Source organism: Pseudomonas sp. PSB18 (assembly GCF_014596565.1).
Taxonomy (GTDB): Bacteria; Pseudomonadota; Gammaproteobacteria; order Pseudomonadales; family Pseudomonadaceae; genus Aquipseudomonas.
The window spans coordinates 571,471-588,838 of record NZ_NOIN01000004.1; the positions used below are offsets into that span (position 1 = coordinate 571,471).

Below are 17,368 nucleotides of genomic sequence, written 5' to 3' on the forward strand. Positions count from 1 at the left end.
CGAAGCAAGGAGCAAGACCATGAATGCATTTCAACCCGACACCCTGATCAGGAACCCTCACGCCTGCCAAGTCGAAACCTCAGTGGAGGTGGCGGCCGACGCGGCAAAGGTGTGGGAACTGGTGGGCGATTTTGGCGGTTTCAACCGTTTCATTCCCGCGCTTGAGCGCATCGAAATGACCGGCGAGGGGGTGAGATCCCTGCGCAAGAAGTTCTTTGTCGATGGGCAGAACCTGGTGGTGGAACAACTCAACAGCCGTGACGACCAGGCCATGCACATGACCTGGACACTGATCTACAACACCCTGGGCATCGATAACCTGTGGGCCGCCATGCGTGTCGAGCCAGTGGCGAACAACCGCTGCCGCGCCACCTGGACCATCATCGCCGACCACACCGACGCCCACTCACCGTCGGGGTTCAGGGATTTCCTGCAAGGCTTTGCCGATGAGGCCATGGGGAATGTGCAGAAGATGTTCGCCTAGGTAATGCCCCTGTGGGAGCAGGCTTGCTCCCACAGGGGTTCCTGGGTGGCCGCAAAATGCGAATTCACCCCCGCGTCCACCGTACTGGATCAGATCTTGAAGCTGTCCACCAACTGCTTCAGCCGATTGGCCTGTTGGGACAAGGCATCGCAGTCCTTCAGGGTTTCATTGAGGTTGGCCACGCTTTGCTGGTTCAGCAGGTTGATATGGCTGACGTCCATGTTGAGGGTCTCCACCACGGCAGTCTGTTCTTCGGTCGCGGCGGCCACCGACTGGTTCATGCCATCGATTTCCCCGATACGCTGCGTCACGCTGACCAGCCGCAGACCGGCCTGGTTGGCCACTTCCACGCTTTCTTCACTGGAAACCTGGCTGGCGTTCATCGTCGTGACCGCTTCACGGGAGCCGACCTGGAGCGAGGTGATCATCTTGTGGATTTCTTCCGCCGACTCCTGGGTGCGGTGCGCCAGGTTGCGCACTTCATCGGCCACCACCGCAAAACCACGTCCGGCTTCACCGGCACGGGCCGCTTCGATGGCAGCGTTCAAGGCCAGCAGGTTGGTTTGCTGGGAAATGCCCTTGATCACGTCCAGGATGTGCCCGATGTTGTCGGTGCTGGCGTTCAGGGTTTCGATCTGGGTGCACGAAAGGCTGATTTTCTGCGACAGCTCGGTCATGGCCTGAATGGTTTTTTCCACCACCTGACGACCGTCATCGGCCTGTTCGCTGGCACCACTGGCCTGTTGCGATGCGTCGGCGGCATTGCGGGCGATTTCCTGAGTCGCGGCGCCCAACTGGTTGATGGCTGCCGCCACGCTGTTGGTGCGGGCGCTCTGCTCATCCGAACCGACAAGCGAAGCGTTGGACGAACTCATCACCCGCTGCGACAGGTCATGCACCTGGCGGGTGGCGGAAGACACTTCGGAAATCGAGGCGTGGATCCGCTCGACGAACTGGTTGAACGAGCCACCCAACACCGCGAACTCATCCTTGCCTTGCACGGCCAGACGCCGGGTCAGGTCGCCTTCGCCCTGGGCAATGTCGTGCATGGCACGGCCCATGGTAGTCAGCGGACGCATCAACACCTGAATCAGCAGGCTCAGCAGCAGTGCGATGGCCGCGACCGCAACGAACATCGCAATCAGCGCGGAGGTACGGAACTGGCTCAGCGGCGCATAGGCCTTGGCCTTGTCGATCGACAGGCCGATGTACCACTCGGCGCCCGGCAGGCCGGTCACCGGGGTGAACGACAGAATACGGTCCTGCCCGTTCAACTCGACGTCCTGGATACCTTTGCCAATGCGCACAGGCGTGCCGGGATAAATGTCCTTGAGGTTTTTCATCACCTGGTCCTTGTCCGGGCTGACGATCACCTGACCGTCACCGCTGACCAGGAAGGCATGGCCGATGCCACCGAAATCCACCGAGTTGATGATTTTCACCAGTGTATCGAGGCTCAGGTCACCGCCCACCACACCCAGTAATTCGCCGCTTTTCTTCACCGGCAGGGCAATGGTCACTACCAGCCCGCCGACGGCGGCCGAATAAGGCGGGGTCAGCATGGTTTTATCGGCGGTCACCGCCTGTTTGTACCAGGGGCGCTGACGCGGGTCGTAGCCGTCGGGCATTTTTGCGTCGGGGCGCTGGGTGAAGACACCATTGGCCTGGCCCACGTAGGTGAACTGGAAATTCGACGTCAGCGCCGGCTGGTCGACCAGGCCCGCCAGATCAGCGGTAGCCCCTTGGTGCGCGATGTTCTGCGCCAGGTTTTCCAGCACCAGGATGCGACCGCTCATCCAGTTCTGGACGCTGCTGGCCGTCAGATCACCAGATTGCTCGATGGAAGACTCAAGGCTGCGGCCAATGGTGTTGCGCTGCAGATAGTCGTTGTAGAGGGTGAACAGGGCAAAAGCCAGAACTACCACACCAGAGGCGGCTAGAAGGATTTTATGGCTGAATTTCAAATTCATCGAGGAGGCTTCTTATGCAGGGAGTGGGGGTGCATTCCGGTTGCAACGTTCACGTAACCACGCGAGCAGGACTTGTGGTCTGCTCCACTTTGGTGCACGCATATCAATCTGTCGGCAAGCCTCCGGAAAAAATTAGGTTTTTTTGGGACGGGCCGACGAGAGGATGAGCTTAGTCGTTATGCACCCGCCTGTTACGGCTGCCGCATGGCTAACGCGCGCGACCTCGGGGGCGGTGGGAAGTTGTTCCGACGAATCGGCGTGGCGAGGGAATTGCTCCCTCGCCACTGATTATGGATCTATCGACGACGTGTGAAAAAAGCCCCCTCAACCCCGAACAGTAATCACCGCTTGCTGCCTCGGTTTATCCTCGCCCACAAACCGGTTCGCCCGGCCAAAGGTGCCGAAATCATTGAACCGCACGCCCATCTCGCGCATCACCTTGTGTGCCACTGGCACCGTCAGCTGACGGATGTAGAACGGCTCCTTCACCACAAAATGATGAATCCCGTGGCTGCTGCCGAAGTTGAAGCAGAACGCCTGCAACGGCCACAGCCACCACGGGTTGAGCACCTGGGTTTGCTGGATGACATTGCCCGGCTCGACGTCGCCGTAGTAATGCATGTTGGAGCTGATGAAATGCAGGCAAAAGGTGCGCAGCACGTTTGGACCGATGATCACCACCGCCGCGATATCGATCACGTGCATCATCGCCAGGGTGTCCGCCGACCAGTCAATCGATGCACCAAACAGGCTCGCGACGCCATTGGCCCCATGGAAGCCGAGAAACACGTACCAGGCCCCCCAATGCAGCAACGCCAGCGGGAAATACACCTTCAGCGTGCGCTTGAGGATGCTGCGCTTGTGCGCCCAGGTCCCGGCCCGCAGCAGGCGGATGAGAGCCGACATCACGTTGTCACCGACCATCAGCAAGCGCGCCAGTCCCCAGGGCTCGCCGTTGGTGATGGCCCGTTCTTCCAGGTCGGCCTCGGTGCCGGACATCTTGTGGTGATTGAGGTGCAGGTGACGGCGGATCCAGGGGTTGATGGTGCTCGGCCGCGCCAGCCACACCAACCCCATCATCAGGTTGTGGGGCAGGCGCTGCTTGCGGAAATACATGCTGTGGATCAGGTCGTGCTCCAACTCGTGGGTCAACGAGGCGAAAAAAGCGTTGAACAGCAGGCACACCCAACCAGCCAGGTGCCCGTCGATGTAAAGCAGCGCCGATCCGATCATCCCCGCCAGGGCGAACGCCAGAATGCCCGCACCCAAGGCATCCTGATGGAGCAGGATCGGGTAGCGTCGGCGCAACGCTTCGCCATGGGCCAATACCACCTGGCGAATATGGGCGGATCGCTGGTGTGCATTCAATCGCTCGGGACTTGCGCTACGGCCATGCATGGCTTAAATCCTCTGTTAAAGATGTGCTCATCCTGACGAGCCTTGCGCCGTCGGGAGATAGCCGTAGACGCCAACCTGTTGACCGCAAGCGCCAATCGCCATGACTGAACCCACCACCCTCGCCAGCTGGACCCGCGCCCTGCGCAAACAGCTCGATGCGTTGGGCCTGGACGGCCATGCCCTGTGCCTTGAGGCCGGCCTTGACCCACAGCTGATGGACGATCCGAACGCCCGCTACCCGCTTTCTGCCACCACCCGTCTATGGGCCTTGGCGGTGCAGGCCAGCGGTGATCCGGCCATCGGCCTGCGGGTATCGCGCTTCGTCAGCCCCACGACGTTTCACGCCTTGGGTTACGCCCTGGTGGCCAGCGGCAGCCTGCGGGAAGTGTTCGAGCGTATCGTGCGCTATCACCCGGTGGTCAGCGACGCGCTGACGCTGCAACTGAGCCGTTGCGAAGATCGTTACCGCTTCACCCTTGATGTGCCCCAGGGCCACCCTGTGCCCGCTTTTGAAGCCATCGATGCATTCGCCTCGATTTACGTGCGCACCTGCCGTAACCGCCTGGGTCGCGACTACGCACCGCTGGCGGTGTACCTGCGACGCCCCGAACCGGCGGACCCTGCGCCGTGGCATAAAGCGTTCCGTTCACCGGTGCATTTCTGCGCCGAACAGGATTGCCTGGAGTTCAGCCTCGCCGACTTCGATAGCCACCTGGACGACGCCAACCCGGAGCTGGCCGAACATAACGAAGCGGTGCTCAAGCGCACCCTCGCCCACCTCCAGCCGCTGACCTGGGAGCGCAAGGTACGTGCAGCCATCGAGGCCCAATTACCCGAAGGCGAACCCAGCGCCGAACGCATCGCCCAAGCCATGCACCTGAGCCTGCGCAGCCTGCAACGACACCTGGCCGACGAAGGCTGTCGCTTCGACGCGCTACTCAACGAATGCCGGGAAAACCTGGCGCTGCTGCACCTGCGTGATCCCCAATGCTCGTTGAGCGAAGTCGGCTACCTGCTGGGCTTCGCCGACGCCAGCAGCTTCAGCCGCGCATTCAAGCGCTGGACCGGAATGACGCCGGGGCAGTTTCGGGAGGGGCTGCGCTAGCAGGGCTGGCCTCATCGCGAGCAGGCTCGCTCCCACAGGGATACACGGCCAACACAGACCCAATGTGGGAGCGAGCTGGATCAGTCGATACCGCGCTCAGGCCTGGGTCATCTCCCGCAACCGCTCCATATCAAGGATCTCGATCTCGCCATAACCGAGGTGCAGGATGCCCTGGGCCTGCAAGTCCTTGAGGATCTGGTTGGTGGTCTGGCGTGACAACGAGAGCATCAGCGCAAGTTGTTCCTGGGACAGTTGCAGGACCTGTCGCGCCGATTCGATTTCGCCGTAGCCTTCGGCGATCAGCAGCAGGCGGTGGGCAACGCGGGCCGGGGCCTGCATCAGGCTTAACTGTTCGAGGTTGATGAAGGCCAGGCGTAGTTTGTGGCTCATCAGCAGCGCGAGATGCCGCCAGTGGGCCGGGTGTTGTTCCAGAAAGGCCAGTAACGTCGCCTGGGGCAGGTGCAGCAGCGTGCATTGCCCCACGATGACCGCGTCATGGGTACGCGGCTGGCCGTCGAACAGGCAGATTTCACCAAACCAGTGAGGCGCCTCCACCACGCTCAGCAACGCTTCCTTGCCTTGCTCGTTCACCGAACCGACCCGCACCGCGCCTTCCAGCACGGCGTAGAGGCCGCACGGTGGATCGCCGCGCTGGAACAGCCGCTGCCCTGGCGACAGTCGACGCAGCCGTGACATGCCCAGCAGACTATTCTGCAATTCAACGGGCAAATGGCTGTACCAGTGGCCGGCCATCAGTTGCAAGTGCCAGGGCTGCGAATTCATGGAAACTCCGGGAAGTGTCGGCTAACTGACAGAACACCTTATGAGACCTGGGCATCATGCAGGCATCACCTCAGGAGGAACAACAATGAAAAGCCTCGTCGACCATCTCAGTCAATACGCCGCCTATCACCGCGACCCACGCAACATTGCCAGCCATTTCATTGGCATTCCGTTGATTTTCGTCGCTGTCGCCGTGCTGCTGTCACGACCGGGCTGGCCAGTGGGCGCGGTACTGCTGTCGCCGGCGTTACTGGTCGCGGCCGCCAGCGCCTGGTTCTACCTGCGCCTGGAGTTGCGCCTGGGTATGCTGATGACGCTGCTGTTGGGCCTGGCCGTGTGGCTGGGGCAGGCATTGGCCGCACAAAGCACAGCGGTGTGGCTGGGCAGTGGCCTGGGGATGTTTGTGGTGGGCTGGGCGATCCAGTTCGTCGGTCACCATTACGAAGGCCGCAAACCGGCATTCGTCGATGACCTGACCGGGTTGATCGTCGGGCCGTTGTTCGTGGTGGTCGAGGCGGGATTCCTACTGGGACTTCGTGGTGAACTGAAGCAGGCCATTGAGGAACGCGTCGGCCCGGTGGCCTTGCGCAACCAGCGCTCGGCCGCCTGACTCCTGCGAATAAGGTGGATTTTGTGGGAGCGAGCCTGCTCGCGATAGCGGTGGGTCAGTCAACACACAGTTGATTGACAGGACGCCATCGCGAGCAGGCTCGCTCCCACAAAGGTTTTGCATACTCCTTCGAGGATTACAGCGCACCGAACTCGACCCGGATGGTCAACGCACCGGTGTTATCGCTCAAGCCAGCCCCGTATTTCCTGGTCAGGTCATCATTGATGCACAGTTGCAGCTCCCCTTGCTGGTTGCCCGGCACCTGCGCCAGATCTCCCACCAGGAACGGCGTGCCATTGTTGCCCACACGACCGATCAAGGCGCCTTCGGCAGCACCGGGCAAGGTATAGCTGCTGTAGTCGATGTGCCTCGAACCACCCTTCCCATCGACATTGCCGCCTTGCGGGCTGGCACACCATAGCCCGCTGACGTAGCGAACCAGGCGCGGCACCAACCCGTTGACCTGCACACCGGTGCCCTGCCAGGCGACGTTGGATTGGACCTGCATCGTCACCGCCTTCAAGTCGTTGGCCACGGTGTCCCCGGCCTGGAACGACAACGCCGCGATGGTCAGGCTCGGATTCGAGGTCCCGCTGCTAGGAAAAACACCATCGCCCACCAGGAACAGATTCTTGTGATCCCAGCTGCGCTGGTCCTTGTCGACCACCGATTTGGCCGGGTCACTGCCCATGCGATAGGTGCCCATCAGGTGCCCGGCACCTTGGAAGCTCATAGGTTCGTTCCCGCAAATGAAGTTCCCTGGCGGAAGCGGTGCGGTCAGCTCTACGGCGCCAAGCAGCTCTTTGATAATGTGAGTGGCCAGCCGTTTTGCCTCCAGGAACCCCCTCTGGGTGTACTTGGACAATTCATAGTGGATTTCCGGCCGGGGAATACCGAGCAGGTCCTTGTACTCGGTCGACGGCACGATGTAGCACTTGGCGTTATCGGGATCGTCTTCCACCTGTTCCACCAGGAATGCGATGCGGAACTGCCGGATGAAAATGTCGTTGAGTTTTTGCACCAGCGCTGTTCCGAAAAGCGCTTCGGTAGGGGCTTTCGGATCTTGGTTCGGGTTCACCGGGTTGACGCCGTTGTTGTTCGTACCGTCGATGAAGTCGGCCACCGTGTTGTAGGGGTCGTTGGCCGGCCAGTTCCAGCCCTCGTTGCCGATTTCAATGCGCCATGCCGCTCGTTGGCTGCGAAAGGCACCGTCGCGCAAGCTCTCGATACCCGCGGTGGACAGGGGGCCGCGGTAGGGAAAAATCGCCTTGCCTTCAGGCATCAGGCCCCACGCCAGGTAGATCGGGTGATCGGCCAGGCTGCGTCCCACCTGACCGCTGCTGTTGGCCACGCCCTTGGGCCAGGCGGGCGTAGCGGAGTTGAGCAACAGCTTGGGGGTTTCGATGGCATGGGCGGCGATCACATAACGTTGGCCGAGGGCCACGCCAGTGCCGGTGACCGGTCCGTCACCCAACTGATACTGCATGAACTCCACACCGCTGACATTGTTGTCCGCGCCCACGGTCACTTTGCTCGCCACGGTTCGGTACAGCACCTTGACCTTGCCGGTGGCCAGGGCCTTGGTCATCGTCACGGTGGCGTCGTACTTGGCCTGGATCGGACAGATCGGAGTGCAATTGGTATTGCCGGCACACACCCGGCGCCCAGCATAGGGCTGGGAGTTACGCCCAGCGGGTGTCGGACTGACCACCAACGGCAAGCCATCGAAGGTCTGCCCCGTCACCGCCGTGACAAAACTGCCATCGACCAGCGACAACGGAATGCTGTGCATCGGAAAGGCGTAGCCTTCGGGAAAGGTGATGCCCAGGTACGCCTGGTCGGCGACGTTGGCCGAGACGCCGATTTCCGCCTCGGCCCGGCAGTAGGCGCTTTGCAGATCGTCATAGCCAATGGGCCAGTCTACTCCGACGTTGTACAAGGATTTCAGGCGAAAATCGTTCGGTACCATGCGCAGGCTCGTTCCGACCCAGTGCCAGGTGGTCCCGCCGCCCACTCGCTCATAGGTGCTGGTGAAAGGCATCGGGCCTTTCTGCACCAGGTAACTGACATCTGGATTTTCCCAGCCCAGGATCAGGTCGGCGATGGTCGCCCGCGGGGCGTTCTGCTTGGCCGGGTCACGGGGCGGGTCCAGGCTGGTGATCGGTGGATAGGGCGATTCCGGGGTTTTCAACGTGGTCGTGTAGAACCGTTCCAGGTATTGAGCCCGGTTGACCGGGATTTCCGGTCCCGACTCGAGCACCAGAACCTCCACCCCGGCCATGGCCAGTTGATAGGCGACAATACTACCGGCCAGTCCGGCGCCCACGATCACCACTTCGGCTTGTTCAATAGTCATGACCGGTCTCCTTGTTGGACATTGGAGGATGCGGTGGCGGGTACGCCGGTCAAGTCTTCGAGGCTCGGCGGCTGTTCGTTCCAGTAGCCAAAGAACGATTCGCTGTAGCCCATTGGGTGAGCCTGGGCAGCTTTCCAGGCCCAGCTGTTGATATACGCCTGGTCGGACACCACCGCCGAGTCACCCTTTTTGTAATTCCCCGCGTCATACGGTTGGTACCAGACGCCCAGGAACCAGAGCTTCATGATCGAACGCGCCGCCAGCACGGAGTCGGGGGTCGGTTGCGTGGTGACCAGCACCTGCTGGGCGATCTTGTCCGGGGGCACGTTGTCGGCCGCCAACGTGGCGTACTGCGCCAGCAACGGGTTGAGCACATCGGTGGTGATGCGTGGGGTGACGTAATCGAGAAACAGCGGCGGCAGACCTATCGGGTCGAGCTGCGGCGCCAAGCGCGCGATGGGAATACCGGTCAGGGCCGATGACAGGCCGACGAAATTGTCCAGGTCAGTGCTCATTGTTTGGCTCCTTGTCCGGAAGTGGACTGCGCGCGTTCGAGCAAATAAGTGAAGTCCGCGAAGCTGGTGCGCGGGGATTCGGTGACATGGGTGGCTGCGTTGCCATGACAGGCCATGCAACTGGAAGACGCCTGGGGCGTGGTGCCCTGGACATAGGTTTCCAGCGTGGCGTTGGCCAGGAACGGTGGGGCGGGATTGCCCAGCGGGTTGGCGGCCGAAATCTGGCAGTTCGGTGGTGGCGTGGCGCTCGGCCACTGGGTGCTGATCAACTGATAGTTGGCCCAGACACTCTGCGGGTTGGCCGTGCGCAACAGGGCCTGGTAATGGGCGTTCAAGGTGTTGGTGGGCCCGGTCAGCGGCACTTCGCGCACGATCTGCGAGGGCGTCGCCTTGACGGCCGGGTTCCATGGTCGTGGCGGAGGCTGGTTGACCGCATTGGTGCTGGCGGCGTTGTAGAACAGGTACGGGCCTTTGCGCTGCGCCACCGGTGTGGATTGCTCCGGCACGTTGTTCACGTGCTCGAAGGTCGACCAGACCCACTGCGGCGCACTGGCGGTCTTATGGACGATATGCAAGCCCACCAGCCCGACCGATTGCGATGCGCACGACTCCTCGACGATCGGCCCGTGACTCGGGTCGCTGTTGCCCGGCGTATAGACCAGCGCGTCGACCGTGTGGAAATCCTGCGGACGGTCGTTGGCGCCCAGCACCTTCCAGGATGCCTTCACCATCACCGAACCGACCTGGCTCGTGTCGTTGGAGCCACAGCTGAACGCCACGGTGTTGGTCTTGTTCGCGGCAAAGAATTTCTGCTGGCCTTCGATGCTGTACAGGCCGTTGTCGACGATCCCGTTGAACATCGATTGGTTGACCACGATTTCGTTGCGCGTATAAACGCCGTTCTGATCCACCAGCGGGCCGCTATCGAAGGGCTGGATAAACTCATCCAGCATGTCGGGAACCTTGCCCATCTGCTGCAGCAACCGTCCGGGCTTGAGCTGCTTGCACACTTCGGGAAGCGTCGCCGACGCATCCCAGGGCAAGGGTGCCTGGCCCTTGGCGCGGAAAATCTGGTAGCTCTCTTTCCAGCTTTCCCAGACCGTGGCCCCATCCTGCTTGCCAATGGTGGTGCCGGTATTGGGATGGCCATTGTCCAGGGCCGGCCAGTTCAGGGCGATGAAGGTCTGCCAAGACAGTTCATCGAAATTGCCTTGCAGGCTGGATAGGGAGATGGGTTGGGTGGCCGTGACATCGAAAGGTATTTGCGGCGACAGCGAGGGGTCGGCGCTGGCGTACGGACATAGCAGAACGCTTAACAAGGCACAGCCCAGCGGGCCACGCCGACTGACTTCCATTCTCATGCTTGATCTCCTTGGCATCAGGACGCCAGAAGATCACACCGGTCCGTCATGGACTCTCACTGCCTCCTGGCACGTCAGAGTCTAGGTAGGGTTTTATGCAAGAAGAGCGGCGGACGTAGAACCAATCGAAGCAAAGCCGGACGGCGTTATTCGGATTAAAGAGCGCCGTCATGGAGGACGCCATCGCGAGCAGGCTCGCTCCCACAAGGACTTCAGGGAGACCACGATCCCTGTGGGAGCGAGCCTGCTCGCGATGCTTTTGATCCTAGAGGCTGGCGACCTTCTGCCAGACCTTCGGCTTGAAGAACAACGTCTCGCCCTTCGCCAGTCCCACAAGGCTGTCGTGGTCCTTCACCACTTCGGCCTCGATCAGTTCACTCTGGCCTTCCACCTTCAAGGTCACCCGGGTCGTGGCGCCCAGCGGACGGATGTCGCGCACCTCGGCGGCATGGTGGTCCTCCAGCTCCGAACGCGACAGCGAGACTTCATGGGGACGGAACAGCACGTGCCGATCTTCACCCAGGTGCAGGCGGTTCGAGTCGCCCAGGAAGTGATACACGAAATCACTGGCCGGGTTTTCATACACATCGCCCGGCGAGCCGATCTGCTCGATCACGCCCTTGTTCATCACCACGATGCGGTCGGCGACTTCCATCGCTTCTTCCTGGTCGTGGGTCACGAACACCGAGGTCAGGTTGATGTCCTCGTGCAGCCGCGCCAGCCAGCGGCGCAATTCCTTGCGGACCTTGGCGTCGAGGGCGCCGAACGGTTCGTCCAGCAGCAACACCTTGGGTTCTACCGCCAGGGCGCGGGCCAGGGCGATACGCTGGCGCTGGCCGCCGGAGAGTTGCTCGGGGTAACGGTCGGCAAGCCAGTCCAGTTGCACCATGTTCAGCAACTCGTGAACCTTGGTCGCGATCTGGCTCTCGCTCGGGCGCTGGCCCTTGGGTTTCATGCGCAGGCCGAAGGCGACGTTGTCGAACACAGTCATGTGGCGGAACAAGGCGTAGTGCTGGAACACGAAGCCGACGTTGCGATCGCGCACGTCGTGGCCGGACACATCCTCGCCGTGGAACACGATGCTGCCCCGATCCGGGGTTTCCAGGCCGGCGATGATTCGCAGCAAGGTGGTCTTGCCGCAACCCGACGGACCGAGCAGCGCCACCAGCTCACCGCTCTGGATGTCCAGGCTGATGTCGTCCAGGGCTCTGAAGGCGTTGAAATTCTTGCTGACATTACGGACTTCGATCGACATGACTTATTCCTCCGCGGCGCTGGCGCGCAGGCGGTTGATTCGGTTTTCGCTCCACTGCTTGAGCAGCAGGATGAAGAGCGCCAGGATCAGCAACAGGCTCGCCACGGCGAACGCGGCCACGTGGTTGTATTCGTTGTAGAGGATCTCGACGTGCAGCGGCAGAGTGTTGGTCACCCCACGAATGTGGCCGGACACCACCGACACCGCGCCGAACTCGCCCATGGCCCGGGCGGTACACAGCACCACGCCATAGATCAGCCCCCACTTGATGTTCGGCACGGTGACGTGCCAGAACATCTGCCAGCCATTGGCCCCCAGCAGGCGCGCGGCTTCTTCTTCCTGGGTTCCCTGTTCCTGCATCAGCGGGATCAGCTCACGGGCCACGAACGGCACCGTGACGAAAATCGTCGCCAGCACGATGCCCGGCAGCGCAAACACGATCTGGATATCGTGGTCCGCCAGCCACGGCCCGAACAGGCCCTGGGCACCGAACATCAGCACGTAGACCAGGCCCGCGATCACCGGCGAGACCGAGAACGGCAGGTCGATCAGGGTCACCAGCATGCTCTTGCCACGGAACGAATACTTGCTTACGCACCACGCGGCGCTGACCCCGAACACCAGGTTCAGCGGCACCGAAATCAGCACCGCGATCACCGTGAGCTTCAGGGCCGACAGCGCGTCGGGTTCGAAGATCGCGGTAAAGAACGCCCCCAGGCCGAGCTTCAGGCCCTGGGACACCACGATGAACAGCGGCAACAGCAGGAACAGCGCAAAGAACAACCAGCCAAAGCCGATCAGGATCAGCCGCGACCTCGCGCTGCCGCGACGGGCGGCGTTGGTGGAGGCTGCGGAAATAGACGATTGGGACATGTTCGCGCCTCCTTATGGGGTTTCGATGCGCCGCTGCAGCAAGTTGATCAGCAGCAATAGGACGAAGGAAACCACCAGCATCAGCACGCCGATGGAGGTGGCGCCGGTGTAGTCGTATTGGTCGAGCTTGACCATGATCAATAGCGGCAGGATCTCGGTTTTCATCGGCATGTTGCCGGCGATGAAAATCACCGAACCGTACTCGCCCACGCCTCGGGCAAACGCCAGGGCGAAACCGGTCAGCCAGGCCGGCAACAACGCCGGCATCAGGATATGGCGGAACACCTGCCACGGCTTGGCGCCGAGGCAGGCGGCGGCCTCTTCGACCTCACGGGGGATATCCGCCAGCACCGGCTGCACCGTGCGCACCACGAACGGCAGCGTCACGAAGGTCAGCGCCAGGGTGATACCCAGTGGGGTATAGGCGATCTTGAACCCCAGGTCGGTGGCGAACTGGCCCACCAGCCCGGTTGGTGCATACAACGCCGTCAAGGCGATACCGGCCACGGCGGTGGGCAGGGCGAACGGCAGGTCGATCATCGCGTCGATGATCTTGCGACCAGGGAAGGTATACCGCACCAGCACCCAGGCCAGCAGCGTACCGATCACGCCGTTGATGATCGCGGCGCACAGCGCGGTACCGAAACTGAGCTTCAAGGCAGCCAGCACCCGCGGCGCCGAAATGATCGTCCAGAACTGCTCCCAGGTGAGCTGGGCGGCATGCACGAACATCGCCGCCAGCGGTATGAGCACAATCAGACTGAGGTACACCAGGGTGTAGCCCAGCGTCAGCCCGAAGCCGGGTATGACGGGGGAGATGCGACGCGACATAAAAGTCCTTGGTTGAAAACACGCTGTGGGAGCAAAACCGGGTGGGAGCAAGGCTTGCCCGCGATGGAGGCGACTCGGTTTCTAAAGGACCGCATCGCCTTCATCGCGGGCAAGCCGTGCTCCCACAAAATCCCCTTGCCACAGATTCAATGTTCGGTTTTTCAGATCAGCCCAGCTTACTGCGCCTGATAGATCTGGTCGAACACACCGCCATCGTTGAAGAATTTCGGCTGGGCGGTTTTCCAGCCGCCGAAGTCCTTCTCGATGGTCACCAGCTCCAGTTTCGGGAACTGCCGGGCGTACTTGGCGGCCACGTCCTTGTCCCGCGGACGATAGAAGTTCTTCGCGGCGATTTCCTGTCCGGCCGGGCTGTACAGATGTTTGAGATAAGCCTCGGCGATCTCCAGGTTGCCTTTCTTCTCGGCGTTCTTGTCCACCACCGCCACCGGCGGTTCAGCGAGGATCGACAACGACGGGACGACGATATCGAATTTGTCGGCTCCACCTTCCTCTTTCAGCGCCAGGAAGGCTTCGTTTTCCCAGGCCAGCAATACATCACCCTGACCGTTGTTGACGAAAGTAATGGTCGAACCACGGGCGCCGGTGTCGAGGATCGGCACGTGCTTGAACAGCGCTTGCACATACTCCTTGGCCTTGGCCTCGTCCCCCCCATTGGCCTTGAGGCCGTAGGCCCAGGCCGCGAGGAAGTTCCAGCGCGCACCGCCAGAGGTCTTCGGGTTCGGGGTGATGACCGAGACGTCATTTTTGATCAGGTCGCCCCAGTCCTTGATGCCCTTGGGGTTGCCCTTGCGCACCAGGAACACGATGGTGGAGGTATAAGGTGTGCTGGCGTCCGGCAGGCGTTGCTGCCAGTCCACCGGCAGGGTTTTGCCCAGTTTGGCGATTTCATCGATGTCGCCGGCCAGGGCCAGGGTCACGACGTCGGCGCGCAGCCCATCGATCACCGCCCGGCCTTGCTTGCCCGAACCACCGTGGGATTGTTGGATCTTCACGCTGTCGTCCGGATGCGCCTGTTTCCAGAAACTGACGAATTCAGCGTTGTAATCCTGGTACAGCTCGCGGGTCGGGTCATAGGAGACGTTGAGCAGTTCATAATCCTTCGCGACGGCGGAACCTGCGAAAACAGCGCTGGCCAGGGCGGCCAAGGCATAACGGCGAATCGACGACATGGTGAAAGCTCCTGGAATTCTGGTTTTTCTTATGGCTTTAAAATCGTGAGGCCTGAAAAAATCGAAACGCTGTGGGAGCAAAGCTTGCTCGCGACGAAAGCGATGCGGTCCATCAGAAATCGAGGCGCCTGCTTCGCGAGCAAGCTTTGCTCCCACAGCCACAATGTTTCAGCCCGGCTTATGGCTCGGCTGCTGCAGACGGAATTTTTCCTTACGTTCGATCTGTACCACCTGGGCGTTGTGCACAGTGATTTCCACCGCGCCAAAACGCAGATCGCGCAATGCGCTCTGGATCTCGCGCAAGATGCTTGCTTCGTCCTGGCCGTCAACGCTACGTAGGGATGCGCTCATGCTGCTGCTCCTTGAATGAGTGCCCGGCAGTGGTCGGCACTGCCTGGGGCGTGGAGCAATACTAGATAAGCCTGGATATTCTTAAAAAGACTATTTAAGAATTTTTATATAACTAAAAACACCACCGACAAACCCTGTGGGAGCGAGCCTGCTCGCGATAGCGGTGGGACAGTCAACATTTTTGTCTCTGGCAGGCCGCATCGCGAGCAGGCTCGCTCCCACAGGTTTTTTTGTTGTCAGGTAATCGCCGGGGCCCGCGCCCAATCCAACTGCTGCGCCGGCATCGGCCGTCCGAACCAATAACCCTGTCCGAGCCCACAGCCCTGCTCCAGCAGGAACCCCGCCTGCTCGCGCTGTTCGATGCCTTCAGCGTGTATCTGCATACCCATGCTGCGAGCCAGGGCGATGATCACCCGGACGATCGCCGCGTCGTCCTCGTCCCACGGCAACCCGGCGACAAAACCCTGGTCGATCTTGAGCTTTTGCACCGGCAAGCGTTTGAGCCGCAGCAACGAGGAATAGCCGGTGCCGAAGTCGTCAATCGCCAACCGCACGCCCAACTCCCGCAAACGATGCATCTGCTCCAGTGCCACCTCCGGGTCTTCCATCACCGCGCTTTCGGTCACCTCCAACTCCAGGAACGCCGGATCCAGACCGGTTTCATGCAGCACCCGGGCGACCTGCTCGTACAACTCGCGATGGGCGAACAAGCGGCTGGAAACGTTCACCGCGACGAACGTCAACCCAAGCCCGGCCTGCTGCCACTCGCACATCTGTCGGCAGGCCTGGGCCATGACCCAGCCATCGATCTGGGCGATCAGCCCGGTGCGCTCGGCGACGGGGATGAATTCGGCCGGCGAGATCAAACCACGCACAGGATGTTCCCAGCGTACCAGCGCTTCGACCCCGATCAGGCGACTGGACGCCAGGTCGTGCACCGGCTGGTAGTGGACTCGCAACTCCTGCCGGGCGAGGGCACGACGCAGTTCGAAGGCAATCTCGACCTGTTGTTGGGCATGGGCGGTCAGCTCTTCGGTGTACAAGGCATAGCCGTCACGCCCGGCGCTCTTGGCCTTGAACAGTGCCGAGTCGGCGTTGCGCAACAATTGCCCGGCGCTGAGGGCATCGCCGGGAAACAGGCTGATGCCGATGCTGGCGTTGATGAACAAGGCATGACTATCGAGCCGCAACGGCTCTTTCAACGTGTCGAGAATACGTTGGGCCAGGACCGCTGCCTGCCCCGGCTGCGAGCAGTTTTCCACCAGCAGGGCAAATTCATCGCCGCCCAGGCGAGCCAGGGTCACCCCCGGCACGAAGAGAGCCTGGAACCGCTCGGCCACGCCTTTGAGCAACTCGTCGCCAACCGCGTGTCCGAGGCTGTCATTGATGTTCTTGAAGTGGTCCAGGTCCACCAGCAGCAGGGCGCAACCGCGCTTGTGCAGTTGCGCCGAGGCCAGGGCCTGTTCCGCGCGATCGGAAAACAGCATGCGGTTGGGCAGGCCGGTCAACGGATCGTGATGGGCCAGATGCGCCAGTTCGTGTTGCGAATCCTTGATCGCACTGATGTCGGAGAACACTGCAACGTACTGGCTTACCTGACCCTCATCGTCGACGAGCGCCCGAATCGTCTGCCATTGCGGGAAGATTTCACCGCTTTTGCGCCGATTCCAGATTTCACCGCTCCATTCGCCCCGACCGCCCAGGGAGGCAAACATGTCGCGGTAGAAATCCGGCCCGTGGCGACCGGACTTGAACAGGTTGGGACGCCGACCCAACACCTCGTCCCGGTCATAACCGGTGATCGCCATGAAGGCTCGGTTCACGTGCACGATCAGCCCGTTGCGATCCGTCACCAGCACGCCTTCGCGGGTGCAATCGAAGACAGCGGCGGCCTGGCGCAGACGTTCGTGATCAGCCGTGTGCCCGCCTTCGCCGACCGACCGGGACAGCCGCGCCCGCGCGAGGAAGATCAACCCGGCACTGATCAGAATCCAGGCATAACCGTTGATCAGTTGCCAGGTATGCCGGACGCTGGATTGATCGAAGAAATTGCTTGATAAATAACCAACCAGCTGTAGCCAGGCAACTGACAGCACGAGGTAAAACAGCGCTTCACGCATGGCCATGCGGCGGTGAGCAGTCATTCGGTCGTCCATGTCCCTATAAATTGGCCGGGATTATAGAGGAAGAAACATCCTGCCACTCTTATCTGAAAGGCCGACTGGTTTTATCTGTAGGGCTGGTGATAATGCAACGGCTGTTTCTATCTTTATCGAGGGCCCTACA

The 17,368-nt window shown here is 61.2% G+C and carries 15 protein-coding genes; 3 read left to right on the forward strand and 12 right to left on the reverse strand.

Annotation, left to right across the window (positions count from 1 at the left end; all coding sequences use genetic code 11):
* The first annotated feature begins 19 nt into the window (after window positions 1-19).
* A complete protein-coding gene (locus tag CGA22_RS13435) occupies window positions 20-484 on the forward strand; it encodes an SRPBCC family protein (RefSeq protein ID WP_041024520.1) in 465 nt (154 codons plus the stop codon).
* An 89-nt stretch (window positions 485-573) separates the two neighbouring features.
* Here the strand turns inward: CGA22_RS13435 and CGA22_RS13440 are convergent, their stop codons facing one another.
* Window positions 574-2,454 (reverse strand): methyl-accepting chemotaxis protein, encoded by a 1,881-nt coding sequence (locus tag CGA22_RS13440; protein WP_041024519.1) that lies wholly within the window; start codon window positions 2,452-2,454, stop codon window positions 574-576.
* Between the two features lie 324 nt (window positions 2,455-2,778).
* Window positions 2,779-3,852: a fatty acid desaturase gene (locus tag CGA22_RS13445; RefSeq protein ID WP_188258615.1), complete on the reverse strand. Its 1,074-nt coding sequence runs from the start codon at window positions 3,850-3,852 to the stop codon at window positions 2,779-2,781.
* Window positions 3,853-3,952: 100 nt separating this feature from the next.
* Between CGA22_RS13445 and CGA22_RS13450 the strand changes: the two genes are divergently transcribed.
* A complete protein-coding gene (locus CGA22_RS13450) occupies window positions 3,953-4,957 on the forward strand; it encodes an AraC family transcriptional regulator (RefSeq protein WP_188258616.1) in 1,005 nt (334 codons plus the stop codon).
* Between the two features lie 96 nt (window positions 4,958-5,053).
* On the opposite strand, the gene CGA22_RS13455 is transcribed toward CGA22_RS13450, so the two are convergent.
* Window positions 5,054-5,740 carry a Crp/Fnr family transcriptional regulator gene (locus CGA22_RS13455; protein ID WP_041023321.1) on the reverse strand — a complete coding sequence of 229 codons (687 nt, stop codon included), beginning with the start codon at window positions 5,738-5,740 and terminating at the stop codon, window positions 5,054-5,056.
* 85 nt (window positions 5,741-5,825) lie between these two features.
* On the opposite strand from CGA22_RS13455, the gene CGA22_RS13460 reads away from it, so the two are divergent.
* Window positions 5,826-6,350: a DUF962 domain-containing protein gene (locus CGA22_RS13460; protein WP_041023320.1), complete on the forward strand. Its 525-nt coding sequence runs from the start codon at window positions 5,826-5,828 to the stop codon at window positions 6,348-6,350.
* 136 nt (window positions 6,351-6,486) lie between these two features.
* Here CGA22_RS13460 and CGA22_RS13465 read toward each other — a convergent pair whose 3' ends face one another.
* The 9 genes from CGA22_RS13465 to dibA all read right to left on the reverse strand — a co-directional run bounded on the left by CGA22_RS13465 (window position 6,487) and on the right by dibA (window position 17,226).
* Window positions 6,487-8,706 (reverse strand): GMC oxidoreductase, encoded by a 2,220-nt coding sequence (locus CGA22_RS13465; RefSeq protein ID WP_041023319.1) that lies wholly within the window; start codon window positions 8,704-8,706, stop codon window positions 6,487-6,489.
* Complete coding sequence (locus CGA22_RS13470) at window positions 8,703-9,221, reverse strand: sorbitol dehydrogenase (RefSeq protein WP_041023318.1); 519 nt, start codon at window positions 9,219-9,221, stop codon at window positions 8,703-8,705. Before CGA22_RS13470 ends, CGA22_RS13465 begins: the two co-directional genes overlap by 4 nt.
* On the reverse strand, window positions 9,218-10,582 hold the full coding sequence (locus CGA22_RS13475; protein ID WP_041023317.1) for a hypothetical protein: 1,365 nt from the start codon (window positions 10,580-10,582) through the stop codon (window positions 9,218-9,220). The genes CGA22_RS13470 and CGA22_RS13475 overlap by 4 nt, the downstream gene beginning before the upstream one ends.
* A gap of 265 nt (window positions 10,583-10,847) precedes the next feature.
* Window positions 10,848-11,837, reverse strand: coding sequence for a sulfate/molybdate ABC transporter ATP-binding protein (locus CGA22_RS13480; RefSeq protein WP_041023316.1), 990 nt, complete (start codon window positions 11,835-11,837; stop codon window positions 10,848-10,850).
* A 3-nt stretch (window positions 11,838-11,840) separates the two neighbouring features.
* Window positions 11,841-12,710 carry a sulfate ABC transporter permease subunit CysW gene (cysW, locus tag CGA22_RS13485; protein ID WP_041023315.1) on the reverse strand — a complete coding sequence of 290 codons (870 nt, stop codon included), beginning with the start codon at window positions 12,708-12,710 and terminating at the stop codon, window positions 11,841-11,843.
* A 12-nt stretch (window positions 12,711-12,722) separates the two neighbouring features.
* The gene (gene cysT / locus CGA22_RS13490; RefSeq protein ID WP_041023314.1) at window positions 12,723-13,541 is read right to left on the reverse strand and encodes a sulfate ABC transporter permease subunit CysT; all 819 of its coding nucleotides are present in this window, start codon (window positions 13,539-13,541) and stop codon (window positions 12,723-12,725) included.
* Between the two features lie 176 nt (window positions 13,542-13,717).
* Window positions 13,718-14,731: a sulfate ABC transporter substrate-binding protein gene (locus CGA22_RS13495; RefSeq protein WP_041023313.1), complete on the reverse strand. Its 1,014-nt coding sequence runs from the start codon at window positions 14,729-14,731 to the stop codon at window positions 13,718-13,720.
* Between the two features lie 168 nt (window positions 14,732-14,899).
* Complete coding sequence (oscA, locus tag CGA22_RS13500) at window positions 14,900-15,082, reverse strand: sulfur starvation response protein OscA (protein WP_041023312.1); 183 nt, start codon at window positions 15,080-15,082, stop codon at window positions 14,900-14,902.
* A 236-nt stretch (window positions 15,083-15,318) separates the two neighbouring features.
* Complete coding sequence (gene dibA / locus CGA22_RS13505) at window positions 15,319-17,226, reverse strand: phosphodiesterase DibA (protein ID WP_041023311.1); 1,908 nt, start codon at window positions 17,224-17,226, stop codon at window positions 15,319-15,321.
* Between the last annotated feature and the right edge of the window lie 142 nt (window positions 17,227-17,368).

Bases quoted from the DNA above. Each gene is read 5' to 3' on its own strand.
- CGA22_RS13440 (WP_041024519.1), bottom strand. From the start codon at position 2,454: ATGAATTTGAAATTCAGCCATAAAATCCTTCTAGCCGCCTCTGGTGTG.
- CGA22_RS13450 (WP_188258616.1), top strand. From the start codon at position 3,953: ATGACTGAACCCACCACCCTCGCCAGCTGGACCCGCGCCCTGCGCAAA.
- CGA22_RS13470 (WP_041023318.1), bottom strand. From the start codon at position 9,221: ATGAGCACTGACCTGGACAATTTCGTCGGCCTGTCATCGGCCCTGACC.
- CGA22_RS13455 (WP_041023321.1), bottom strand. From the start codon at position 5,740: ATGAATTCGCAGCCCTGGCACTTGCAACTGATGGCCGGCCACTGGTAC.
- CGA22_RS13480 (WP_041023316.1), bottom strand. From the start codon at position 11,837: ATGTCGATCGAAGTCCGTAATGTCAGCAAGAATTTCAACGCCTTCAGA.
- CGA22_RS13495 (WP_041023313.1), bottom strand. From the start codon at position 14,731: ATGTCGTCGATTCGCCGTTATGCCTTGGCCGCCCTGGCCAGCGCTGTT.
- CGA22_RS13460 (WP_041023320.1), top strand. From the start codon at position 5,826: ATGAAAAGCCTCGTCGACCATCTCAGTCAATACGCCGCCTATCACCGC.
- CGA22_RS13465 (WP_041023319.1), bottom strand. From the start codon at position 8,706: ATGACTATTGAACAAGCCGAAGTGGTGATCGTGGGCGCCGGACTGGCC.
- CGA22_RS13435 (WP_041024520.1), top strand. From the start codon at position 20: ATGAATGCATTTCAACCCGACACCCTGATCAGGAACCCTCACGCCTGC.
- cysT (WP_041023314.1), bottom strand. From the start codon at position 13,541: ATGTCGCGTCGCATCTCCCCCGTCATACCCGGCTTCGGGCTGACGCTG.
- CGA22_RS13475 (WP_041023317.1), bottom strand. From the start codon at position 10,582: ATGAGAATGGAAGTCAGTCGGCGTGGCCCGCTGGGCTGTGCCTTGTTA.
- oscA (WP_041023312.1), bottom strand. From the start codon at position 15,082: ATGAGCGCATCCCTACGTAGCGTTGACGGCCAGGACGAAGCAAGCATC.
- CGA22_RS13445 (WP_188258615.1), bottom strand. From the start codon at position 3,852: ATGCATGGCCGTAGCGCAAGTCCCGAGCGATTGAATGCACACCAGCGA.
- dibA (WP_041023311.1), bottom strand. From the start codon at position 17,226: ATGACTGCTCACCGCCGCATGGCCATGCGTGAAGCGCTGTTTTACCTC.
- cysW (WP_041023315.1), bottom strand. From the start codon at position 12,710: ATGTCCCAATCGTCTATTTCCGCAGCCTCCACCAACGCCGCCCGTCGC.